This is a genomic window from Providencia sp. PROV073 (genome assembly GCF_033688125.1).
Classification (GTDB): domain Bacteria; phylum Pseudomonadota; class Gammaproteobacteria; order Enterobacterales; family Enterobacteriaceae; genus Providencia; species Providencia hangzhouensis.
On sequence record NZ_CP096353.1, the window covers coordinates 2,298,982 to 2,310,885 of the forward strand.

The 11,904-nt window shown below is 39.7% G+C and carries 8 protein-coding genes; 3 read left to right on the plus strand and 5 right to left on the minus strand.

Features of this window, described 5'->3' with window-relative positions; translation table 11 throughout:
- Positions 1-42: 42 nt before the first annotated feature.
- From M1F17_RS10400 to M1F17_RS10410, 3 genes are all read right to left on the minus strand, one after another.
- On the minus strand, positions 43-2,190 hold the full coding sequence (locus tag M1F17_RS10400; RefSeq protein ID WP_144141487.1) for a filamentous hemagglutinin N-terminal domain-containing protein: 2,148 nt from the start codon (positions 2,188-2,190) through the stop codon (positions 43-45).
- Between the two features lie 555 nt (positions 2,191-2,745).
- Entirely contained in the window at positions 2,746-3,336 is a 591-nt protein-coding gene (gene cobO / locus M1F17_RS10405) for a cob(I)yrinic acid a,c-diamide adenosyltransferase (protein ID WP_112307152.1), read from the minus strand.
- Between the two features lie 5 nt (positions 3,337-3,341).
- Positions 3,342-4,106 (minus strand): YciK family oxidoreductase, encoded by a 765-nt coding sequence (locus M1F17_RS10410; protein ID WP_036957702.1) that lies wholly within the window; start codon positions 4,104-4,106, stop codon positions 3,342-3,344.
- Positions 4,107-4,283: 177 nt separating this feature from the next.
- Here M1F17_RS10410 and sohB point away from each other — a divergent pair, with 177 nt between their 5' ends.
- Positions 4,284-5,330: a protease SohB gene (gene sohB / locus M1F17_RS10415; protein WP_004254182.1), complete on the plus strand. Its 1,047-nt coding sequence runs from the start codon at positions 4,284-4,286 to the stop codon at positions 5,328-5,330.
- A gap of 96 nt (positions 5,331-5,426) precedes the next feature.
- On the opposite strand, the gene M1F17_RS10420 is transcribed toward sohB, so the two are convergent.
- A complete protein-coding gene (locus M1F17_RS10420; protein ID WP_094960535.1) occupies positions 5,427-5,684 on the minus strand; it encodes a DUF2498 family protein in 258 nt (85 codons plus the stop codon).
- 290 nt (positions 5,685-5,974) lie between these two features.
- On the opposite strand from M1F17_RS10420, the gene topA reads away from it, so the two are divergent.
- Both topA and sodC read left to right on the plus strand, forming a co-directional pair.
- Positions 5,975-8,581 (plus strand): type I DNA topoisomerase, encoded by a 2,607-nt coding sequence (topA, locus tag M1F17_RS10425; RefSeq protein WP_318836966.1) that lies wholly within the window; start codon positions 5,975-5,977, stop codon positions 8,579-8,581.
- A 318-nt stretch (positions 8,582-8,899) separates the two neighbouring features.
- A complete protein-coding gene (gene sodC / locus M1F17_RS10430) occupies positions 8,900-9,424 on the plus strand; it encodes a superoxide dismutase [Cu-Zn] SodC (protein ID WP_318836967.1) in 525 nt (174 codons plus the stop codon).
- Between the two features lie 405 nt (positions 9,425-9,829).
- Here the strand turns inward: sodC and M1F17_RS10435 are convergent, their stop codons facing one another.
- Positions 9,830-11,863, minus strand: coding sequence for a M13 family metallopeptidase (locus M1F17_RS10435; RefSeq protein WP_094960536.1), 2,034 nt, complete (start codon positions 11,861-11,863; stop codon positions 9,830-9,832).
- Positions 11,864-11,904: the final 41 nt, after the last annotated feature.

Here is an 11,904-nt window from a genome sequence, read left to right on the forward strand (position 1 = left end):
AAAAGGAGGTTATTTAACCTCCTTTTTAATCGATGTAATATATTAGTTTGTCACAACTGCATCAATAATCACACGGTTACCCGTGATACTTCCAGCCGTTCCATTACTTACTATAGGGCTGGTGACTTTAGTCGTGTTAGTAGAACGTAAAGCACCATATTGGTTGTTAATACGATTTTTTGAATCAATGGTGAGATTTTTCCCTGCGGCCACTGTTCCTGAATAGTTTTCTAATGTGCCAACATCCAGTTTCTGGCTATTAGCGCTTTTGATTTCTCCATAATTATTATTGAGTGTTGCTTTGAGCTTAACGTCAATATCATTACGTGCAGCGGTATTATTTTCTACATTTGCAGCAATAGAACCATAGGTATTATGTAACGTATCACCTTTAACTTTAATAGTTCCATTATTGGTTTGTAGGCCACCATTTTGGTTTGTTAGTCCAAATTTAGTATTAATGAGTTTAAAGTCACTACTGTAACTGTTGTTCAAATAACTGGTTTCAATATCGAGATTATTTTCTGCATTAATTAACCCTGCTTGGTTATCAATACTATAGGCTTTAATCGTAAGATTTTGTCCTTTGATATAGCCAGAACGGTTGTTCATTGAATTAGCATTAATAACGGATTTGCCGTTATTCGAAACAATCGCTCCGGTGTTATTGAGCTGGTTAGCATTGATATTCATCAAGCGACCACTATGAATGGTTGACGTTCCCGCATTAGTGAGTGATACCGACGCATCTAAATTCATCTGGCCATCAATGGCATTTATTTCAGAATTAGTTTGCGTTAAGTACATCGTACTGATGTCTGCATGGCGTTGTGCAGTAATTTTGCTATTTGATGTGTTATCAATTGCGGATTGCGTGCTGATTTTGCTATCTCGCCCTGCAGTAATATTGGAGTTTTCATTCACAACACGAACGGCATTAATCGTTATATCACGCCCAGCATTGAATCCTTTTACTGGATCATTTGGATTGGCGAGATTGTCCCTGTTGTAAATTGTACTCATGGAATGAATGTCGATATTACCTTTAGTAGACTGAACGATACCATTATCATTTACAAATGAATCAGAGAGTGTATTAACATTCTGCAGAGCGATTATCGAACCACGATTGTTGCTTAGTGTACCTAATGTACTTAGATTAATATCATTGTTATAGGATGTGATATCACCATTATCATTATTAATTACACCCGTTCCTGCAACGGTAATATTGACGTTTTTATTACCCGCAATGCGACCGTTATTGGTAAGGCTTGCTGCTTTAATATCAATATCACCCGCTGCGTTCATATTACCATTGGTATTATTCACCGTTCCTGCGGTATCAATAGAAATTGCGCCATTATAGGTACCAATATCCCCTAAATTACTGACACCAACGCCAGTTTCAGTGGCTATTAATGAGATTTTATTGGCATACATACCGCCAATCGACGAAACATCAATCCCAACAGTGGGTTTTGTTCCAATTGCAGCGGCTGTACCCGTCACATCCCCAGCCGAATTGACGTGATTACTTCCAGCTATCACATTGATGCGCTGTGTATCAATAATGCCATTAATGGCCACCGAACGTGCAATTAAATCTGTCGGAGAATTGGTATCTAATCTCCCATTGATGGCAATTTTACCTTGCTGCACATTATAGTTAGCAATGGAGCCATCATTTGCTAGCTCTACTTTACCGGTTGTCAGTGTTGTACGATTGGTGTTGATAAAGCCACAGTTGTTACATGTAACACCGGAAGCATTAGCAACGATTACTTGCGCTTTGCCGCCTGCAACCTCAATCATGCCATTTAATGTGGTTGCCGCATTTGAATTTATTTCGTTTAAGATAACTTTAGCTCGCCCGCCGGCAACATTGGTATTGCCACCAATTTTGCCGCCAATGAGCGTATTAGAATTTTTTGCACTGTTATTTAAAATAACACCTTTTTGGTCAACATCGAATTGGCTATAGGTATTATGGGAAACACCAGCCTGGCTTGGTTTATTAATATAAACGACAGTCGGCCCATTACCTTGATTTAATATACCAGCCCCATTAGTTGGTGTAATTGACGCTTGGGCAACAGTAGAGGTTCCAACGATCATTGAAACACATAAAAAGAGTGGGTTAAATTTCAATTTGGTGAAATTCAAATGAGAATTTGAAACATTTTTCATATATATCCCTTAAATAAAATAGAAAAATCTAAGATAACTAACAATCCATTATTGCAGTTTAATTATGCTTAAATAGAAAACTAAATAAAATTAATAATGTTAACATGGGTAAATATATCGTTATTCATTGATAACTAACTAAAACTGAATAAAAGCGGAGTAATATCTATTTTTATAGATTAGTTTGTTTTTTATCAATAGGTTGTGTTTACGCATTTTTAGCCTGTTAGGAGGATTTTACTCACGTAGCAATACGTAATCATTTTAATTAAAGAGGAGGTTTTCAACAAATAGCATTAATTATTTTTATATTTATTCTTTATCGTTATAAAATAATTGTGATACTTGATGAACAAAAGTTAGCAAAAAAATTCATACTACCAAAAAATATTTTCCAATATGGAGTTCACACTAAATTAGTGTTACCAATGAAAAGTATTAAATAACTTTTTTATAGGTTAACTGATGGCTTAGTTAGAAAAATAGCTAGTGAAATAGATTAGAAGTGCAATAATAAAAAATAACGCCTTATTATTGCACTTTGTTATCGGATGATTACCAATCAATCCCTTTTTGAGCTTTAATCCCAATATCAAATGCATGTTTCACTGGGCGCATTTCTGTTACTGTATCAGCTAATTCGATTAAATCTCGGTGGCAACCTCTGCCAGTGATCACAACAGATTGATTGGCAGGGCGGCTTTGTAATGCTTGGATCACTTCTGCTAATTCGAGATAATGGTAACTTACCATGTAGGTGAGTTCATCTAAAATGACTAAATCGTACTGTGGGTCACTTAATAATTGTTTGGCGTATTGCCAAGTTTCTATACAGGCGAGGGTGTCTGTCTCTTTGTTTTGAGTTTCCCAAGTGAACCCTGTGGACATAACATAGAAGGGAACGCCTTGGGGTTCTAACAGCTCACGTTCACCATTATCCCAGCCACCTTTAATAAATTGAACAACAGCGGCTTTTTTACCATGGCCTACTGCACGGCAAACAGTACCAAATGCCGCTGTCGTTTTGCCTTTTCCATTTCCAGTAAAGACAATAACGATACCCCGTTCAATTTGAGCGGCTTCAATTCGTGCATCCACTTTTTCTTTTAAACGTTGTTGACGTTCTTCGTGTCGGCTTTGAGACATCATTTTTACTCCGCAGCACCGGGCTTGCGTCCGGGTTGTGCATCATAGCTACTTCCTGTTTTACGCAGGCTATCATCACCCATCAAATAGATATAAATAGGCATGATATCAGCAGGAGTTTTCAATTTAAGTGGATCTTCGTCAGGGAATGCGCTTGCTCGCATAGAGGTTCGAGTTCCACCTGGATTAATACAATTTACACGAAGATTACTGTGCTTATACTCTTCGGATAGAATTTGCATTAAACCTTCTGTCGCAAATTTAGAGACAGAATAAGCTCCCCAACCGGCTCGACCTTGTTTACCTACACTTGAACTGGTAAAAACTAACGAGGCATTAGGCGCTTTAAGTAATAGAGGGAGCAAAGCTTGAGTTAGCATGAATGTGGCATTAACATTTATTTGCATCACATCATGCCATAGGTCACTGGGTTGCTCAGAGATAGGGGCTACTACACCAAGTATTCCCGCGTTGTGTAAAACGCCATCTAAATAAGGCGTTATTGATGCAACTTGCGAAGCGAGTGTATGGCAGTCATCAATTGTTGCGGTTAATAAGTCTAATATAAAGCAAGGTGGATTCTTTCCATCTAAAGCCGCTATTTCATCACTAACTGATTGTAATTTATGCAGTGTTCTACCAACAAGAATAAGGGATGCACCATAGCGCGCATAAGTGAGAGCGGCTTCACGGCCAATGCCATCACCGGCACCTGTCACGAGAATAGTTTTACCTTTCAATAGGTCTTGTCTAGGCTGATATTGGAGCATATTCTTTCCTACTATTGTGATTAGCATGTATGGTTATCATCGCACTGATTGTGATAATTGGCTAATCTAACATAGTATTAACAAGGTTTGTCGTGCCAACTCTGTTTTTTTCTGGTTGTTTGCGCGTAATCGTGAGATTATTTTTGTATTGAAGATAAATATCAAAAGGATCAGATTGTGGAGTATTTCTCATTGTATGGGCTATTTTTAGCAAAAGTCGTTACGATTTTGGTAGCGGTGGTTTTGCTGGCTGTTTTTGTGTTTGGCGTAGGTATGCGCAGACAAGGAGCAAAAGGTGCTTTGAAAATCACAGATTTAGGTGAAAGCTATCGTGAGCGTCAGCGCCAAATGCAGCAGATAAAAATGAATGAATCAGAACATAAGGCATGGCTAAAAGCATTTAAAAAACAGCAAAAAGCAAAATCAAAAAGTGAGAAAACTGGGGCTAAATTAGGCCAAACAGGGGTTAAAAAGCCTTGCTTATATGTCTTAGACTTCAAAGGTAGTATGGATGCACGTGAAGTTGCCTCTTTACGTGAAGAGATCAGTGCAATTCTCGCTGTTGCAGACCAACAGGATGAGGTTTTGTTAAGACTTGAAAGCCCTGGTGGGATGGTTCATGGTTATGGCTTAGCGGCTTCACAATTACTAAGAATCAAAGAAAAAAATATCCCACTGACTATTGCGGTAGATAAAGTCGCTGCGAGTGGTGGATATATGATGGCGTGCATCGCAGATAAAATTATCGCAGCGCCATTTGCCATTATTGGTTCGATTGGTGTTGTCGCTCAAATTCCAAATATTCATCGGTTATTAAAAAAGCATGATGTTGATGTTGAACTTCACACCGCTGGCGAATATAAACGTACATTGACCATGTTAGGTGAGAACACGGAGCAAGGTCGTAAGAAATTTGTTGAAGATTTAAATTCAACACATGAATTGTTTAAACAATTTGTTCATCAAAATCGCCCATCTTTAGATATTTCTGCAGTTGCAACAGGGGAGTATTGGTATGGTTCACAGGCGCTTGATAAAGGGCTTGTGGATAATATTGGTGTGAGTGATGATTTTATTATTAATGCGATTGATACTAAGGAAATAGTTAGTATCCGTTATGTATTAAGTAAAAAAATGATGGATAAGTTTATGGGAAGCGCGGCAAAGAGCGTGGATAATTTATTATTGCGCTGGTGGCAGCGTGGGCAAAAACCACTCTTGTAATTTCGAATTTTGCCTAGCGAATAAGCGTTTTTAAATCTACTATTAATTTACCGGCTTTTTAGCCGGTAAATTATATACAAAGAGCAAACGTGTTAATTAGTTATTATCACTCAATTGGTATTGTTCTGATAGTACATGAGCAAGGTGTTTGTACATATTAAAAGCAGCGGTACTCTTTAAGGTAGGGATATTGTTCTCATCTAAGAAGAACTCCCCTTTAAATACCAATGTACCTCGATGCTGCTCTACAGTATCAACAAACATACCATGAATATAATCATCATGTTTCTTTATGATATCATTAGCTTTTTCAAGTAACTCTTTTTTTGTGATGAACGGTAAATTGTCTTGCATAACTTGGCTTCCTTGAAAAAATAATTGGTTGCTTCTAGCATTTTATCAGGTAGAGTGTGTGGTTTTCAATTGTGACTAAACATCTTTATATGGTTAAAATCAGTCGACTAGAAGACACTTTGTGCCTTTTAGAATAACGTGATTGAGTTTATAAGTTTTGTTTCAACACAAATAATTGTTTAAAAATATATTGATATATTGTGATTGTGTCGCAATATAAAAAAGAGATTCTCATTTTGCGCATTTTAATGTAGAAATGCGCCATTGTTGATATTTAGGTAAAGGTAAATATGGGTAAAGCTCTTGTTATAGTGGAGTCCCCGGCAAAGGCCAAAACGATTAATAAGTATCTTGGCAGTGGCTACGTTGTAAAAAGCAGCGTTGGCCACATTCGTGATCTGCCGAAAAGCGGCTCTGGTTCACAAACCGGCTCACAAAAGAGTACAGGCTCATCTACCGACAAAACAAAGAAAGTGAAAAAAGATCCGCGTGATGCATTAGTTAAGCGCATGGGGATTGACCCTTACCATGGTTGGAAAGCGAATTATCAAATTCTACCAGGTAAAGAAAAAGTGGTCTCTGAACTTAAATCACTGGCGGAGGATGCTGATCACATCTACCTCGCAACGGACTTGGACCGAGAAGGGGAAGCTATTGCGTGGCATTTGCGTGAAGTGATTGGTGGAGACGATTCTCGTTTTAGTCGTATTGTATTTAATGAGATCACCAAAAATGCGATCACTCAGGCATTTGATAGCCCTGGGGAATTAAATATAGATAGAGTTAACGCACAACAAGCGCGTCGTTTTATGGACCGAGTTGTGGGTTACATGGTTTCTCCACTGTTGTGGAAAAAAGTGGCTCGTGGCTTATCTGCTGGTCGTGTTCAATCAGTTGCAGTGAAACTGATAGTTGAACGTGAACGGGAAATTAAAGCCTTCGTTCCTGAAGAATATTGGGAACTGCATGCCGACTTAGCCGATAAAGATATCGCTAATTTGCGTATGGAAGTCACTTCACAAGGTGGTAAGGCATTTAAGCCAGTCAATAAAGCGCAAACAGAGGCGGCGGTTAAATTACTGGAAAATGCCCGTTTTGCGGTTACTGACCGTGAAGATAGGCCGACATCCAGTAAACCGAGCGCACCGTATATCACGTCAACGCTACAACAAGCTGCTAGTACCCGTTTAGGTTTCGGCGTGAAAAAAACCATGATGATGGCTCAGCGTCTTTATGAGGCGGGTTACATCACTTATATGCGTACTGACTCAACAAACTTGAGTCAAGATGCACTCGACATGGTTCGTGGCTATATTAATGATAATTTTGGCGCGAAATACCTGCCAAAAGATGCCAATGTGTATAGTAGCAAAGACAATTCGCAAGAGGCACACGAAGCCATTCGCCCTTCTAGTGTCGATGTTTTACCTGAGTCACTAAAAGACATGGAGAACGACGCGAAAAGGTTGTATCAATTGATTTGGAATCAGTTTGTGGCTTGTCAAATGACACCTGCGAAATATGATTCAACAACCTTAACAGTCAAAGCAGGGGATTTTGAACTAAAAGCCAAAGGGCGTACTCTGCGCTTCGATGGTTGGACGAAAGTCATGCCTGCACTGCGTAAAAATGATGAAGACAAAACGCTGCCACCAATACAAGTCGGTGCGGAGTTGTCTTTGGTTGAACTATTGCCTAGCCAGCACTTTACCAAGCCGCCAGCACGTTTTAGTGAAGCGTCTTTAGTTAAAGAATTAGAAAAGCGTGGTATTGGCCGTCCTTCAACGTATGCAGCGATTATTTCGACGATCCAAGACAGAGGTTATGTCAAAGTTGAAAACCGTCGTTTCTATGCAGAAAAAATGGGTGAAATCGTCACAGACCGCTTAGAGGAAAACTTTAACGATCTGATGAACTATGATTTTACTGCACGTATGGAAGACCAACTGGACCATGTTGCAAACCATGATGCCGAATGGAAAGCCGTATTAGATGAATTCTTCTCTGATTTTAGTAAGCAGCTCGATGTTGCTGAAAAAGAACCAGAGGAAGGGGGAATGCGCACCAACCCAATGGTAATTACCTCAATTACCTGCCCTGATTGTGAACGCCATATGGGCATTCGTACCGCATCAACTGGGGTATTTTTAGGTTGTTCTGGTTATGCATTACCACCCAAGGAGCGTTGTAAAAAAACGATTAACCTTATCCCTGAAGACGAAGTCCTTAATGTCCTTGAAGGGGATGATGCGGAAACTAATGCGTTAAGAGCCAAACGTCGTTGTCCAAAATGCGGCACCGCGATGGACAGCTATTTGATTGATAATGGCCGTAAATTACATGTTTGTGGTAATAACCCTGCGTGTGAAGGTTATGAAATCGAAGAAGGCGAGTTTCGTATTAAGGGTTATGACGGCCCGGTCATTGAGTGTGACAAGTGTGGTTCAGAAATGCACCTGAAAATGGGGCGTTTTGGTAAGTACATGGGTTGCACCAACGAAGAGTGTAAAAATACGCGTAAAATCTTACGAAGTGGTGAAGTGGCACCACCGAAAGAAGATCCAGTGCCATTGCCGGAATTTCCATGTGAAAAATCTGATGCGTATTTTGTGTTACGTGATGGGGCTGCTGGCGTTTTCCTTGCGGCGAATACATTCCCTAAATCACGAGAAACACGTGCACCACTAGTGGCAGAATTACAGCGTTTTAAAGACCGTTTACCTGAAAAACTCGCTTATTTAGCTGAAGCACCGGCTGAAGACGGTGAAGGTAACCCAACTGTCGTCCGTTTTAGTCGTAAAACGAAACAACAATATGTTTCTTCAGAGAAAAACGGCAAAGCAACGGGTTGGAGTGCATTCTACGTTGACGGTAAGTGGGAAGTAAAAGAAAAGTAATAGCTCTCTTTTGTTTCCAAACAAAAAAGCCAATCATTTAATTAGATTGGCTTTTTTATTAACTTGTCAATTTCATATCAATGCCTATCAGTGAATAACCCGCAGTTATACTGTCCATTCCTTTATTTCTTATCGTTCACTGTGATACAGCCACCAATTTTTAACTAAACTCAAATGTAGCACCAAAGTGATAACTAATTTGTGTTAACTTAAGATAGAGTCGTTGTAGTTATCAATTGGCAGTAATAATCCTTACCTTGCTGAAATATTTAGGTAAGTCGATGGAATGATAGATAAAAGTTATCCACCGGAGGCAAAATGAAGTTAAAAATGTGTTTACTGGCTGCATTATTGACAGCGGGGACAGCGTACGCTGCTCAGTCTACTGTTGTATTAAAAGAAGCGACACCCACAGGTGATGGTAAAGCAATAGGTGAGGTTGTTATCTCAGAAACGGAATATGGATTACTGTTCACGCCTAAATTAACAGGACTACAAGCAGGCATTCATGGCTTCCATATTCATGAGAACCCAAGCTGCGAACCTGCAGAAAAAGACGGTAAATCGGTACCTGCATTAAAAGCGGGTGGTCATTTAGACCCAGCCAAAACAGGCGTTCATAAAGGCCCTTATGATAACACAGGGCATTTAGGCGATTTACCCGGCTTAGTTGCCGATAGTCAAAGTAATGCTAATTATGCGGTACTAGCGCCACGTTTAAAATCACTCAAAGATGTTCAAGACCGCGCATTGATGGTGCATGTGGGTGGTGATAACTATTCTGATAATCCAGAAGCGTTAGGCGGTGGTGGGGCTAGGATGGCCTGCGGCGTCATCAAATAATACGCGTCATATTTCAAGCTGTGGCGTTGTTAGCTGCGCTTGCTAACCCTAGTCACATACTGATGTATGCTCCTAGGCCTTAGCGCCGCTTGCTGCCTAGCCACAACTTGAACTATTTAGCGTATTAAAACGTTTATTTATTAATATTTCAAAGCTGTGGCGTTGTTAGCTGTGCTTGCTACCCCTAGTCACATACTGATGTATGCTCCTAGGTCTTAGTGCCGCTTGCTGCCTAGCCACAACTTGAACTATTTAGCGTATTGTATTGATTAAAAAGTTATTTAAACAGCAGTATTGTTAGTTGGGCTTGCTAATTTTAAATATACTAATATATGCCACTAGGGCTTAGCACCGTTTGTTACCTAGCTATGAAGGGCTCAGAAAATAATCTGAGCCTTTTTTCTATTACCAAATACGAATACGCTGTTCTGGTGCCAAATACAGGGCGTTATTTTTATCAACACCGAATGTTTCGTACCAGTCATCAATATTGCGTACTACGCCATTTGCGCGAAATTGGTTAGGGCTATGAGGGTCCGTCATAATCTTATTACGTTCAGATTCTTTATTTGACAGCTCTTGCCACGTGCGTGCCCAAGCAATGAAGAAACGCTGTAACCCAGTTGTTCCGTCAATAATTGGAGCCTCACCATTTGGGTAATTTTCTTTGGCAAATTGCTTATAAGCACTTAAGGCGATATTTAACCCACCGAGGTCACCAATATTCTCCCCTAATGTAAGCTCACCGTTCACCTTTAAGCCATCAACAGTAAAGCCGTTATATTGTTCAACAAGCTTAGCGGTTTTCTCTTTGAAGTGGGTTTTAGCGCTCTCACTCCACCAATTACGTAACTGCCCGGTTCCGTCATATAAACTGCCTTGGTCGTCAAAACCATGGCCCATTTCGTGGCCGATGACTGCACCTATTGCGCCATAGTTATAGGCTGGGTCAACATTAGGGTCAAAGAACGGTGCTTGTAAAATTGCAGCAGGGAACACAATTTCATTTTGAACAGGGTTGAAATAGGCATTAACTGTTTGTGGTGTCATTCCCCATTCCCATTGACGAACAGGCTGACCAATTTTGCCAATCATATCATCATATGACCAAGCTAAAACTTGCTTATAATTATCTAATAATGAATCGGGCTTAAGGTTAATCGCACTGAAATCATTCCATTGGTCTGGATAACCCACTTTAACCGTGAATTGTTCCAATTTTTTAAGGGCTTCTTGGCGAGTAGGCTCATCCATCCAGTCATTGACTTTTAAGCGTGAATTAAATGTTCCTCTCACATAACTAACCAAATCTTTAATTTTTTCTTTAGCTTGAGGGTCGAAATATTGTTCGACGTAAATTTGCCCTAATGGCTCACCTTGGAGTGAGTTAACGGTTTGCAAAGCGCGCTCTTGGCGGGTGCGTTGCTTCTCAATACCATTGAGTTTTTTCGAGTAAAAATCAAACTGTGCATCTGCGATGGTTTGGTTTAAATAACGTGCGTGCTCACTAATATACTGAAAGGTTAAGTAATCTTTTAATGTCGAAACTGGGGTATCTGCAAAAATCTTTGCAGTTTGTTCAACTGCGCTGTCCGTTTCAACGACCACTTTCGCAAGTTGCTTATCAGTTAACTTGCGGCTAGTAATAAAGCTATCCCAATCAAAACCTTGGGTATGGTTTTTCATTTCAGCTAAGGTCATTGCATGGTAATTTTTGATAGTGTCACGGCGGGCCTCAGGGCTCCAATGTACAGTTGCAATCGCTTTTTCTAAATCAAAAATTTTCTGTGCTTTTTGTGTGACATCTTTTTCACCGGCTAGCTCTAACATGGTAGCGATATAAGCGATATAACTTTTTCGAATATCTTCCATTTGCGGTGTGTTATCGAGGTAATAAGTCCGATTAGGTAGCCCTAAGCCGCCTTGGCCGATATAAAGCACATAGGTATCCGGTGCTTTAGCATCTAAGTCTACCCAATAAGAAATCAATGATTTGTAGTCGGGTTGGGTCATTAACTGGCTAATATCACTATGGCTTTTAGCTTTCTTAATGGCATCTAAATCGGATTTTATTGGGGTAATTCCTGCCTGCTCGATAGCCGTTTCATTCAGGTAACTAAGATATAAATTTCGAATATTTCGTTGATTATGCGTAAGTTTGTTTTCGGGGATCTGCTGTAGCTGGTCAATTATCGATTGAATTTGTTTTTCTGTATTTAAGTATAATTCCACAAAAGAGTTAATACGTGGCATACCGGTAGGGATTTGCGCTTTATTTACCCAATCTTCATTCACATAACGGTAAAAATCATTGCCGGGTTCAATCGTGTCAGACAAAACAATTTTTTGTTGTCCATAACTAACTTCTTTTGCCAATAGTGACGGGGCAAAAGAAATAGTCGACATACCAATAATTAAAGCCAAAACATTTAAACGCATGTAACCACCTCTCTTCGTTGAGAATTACGATATCCACTCTA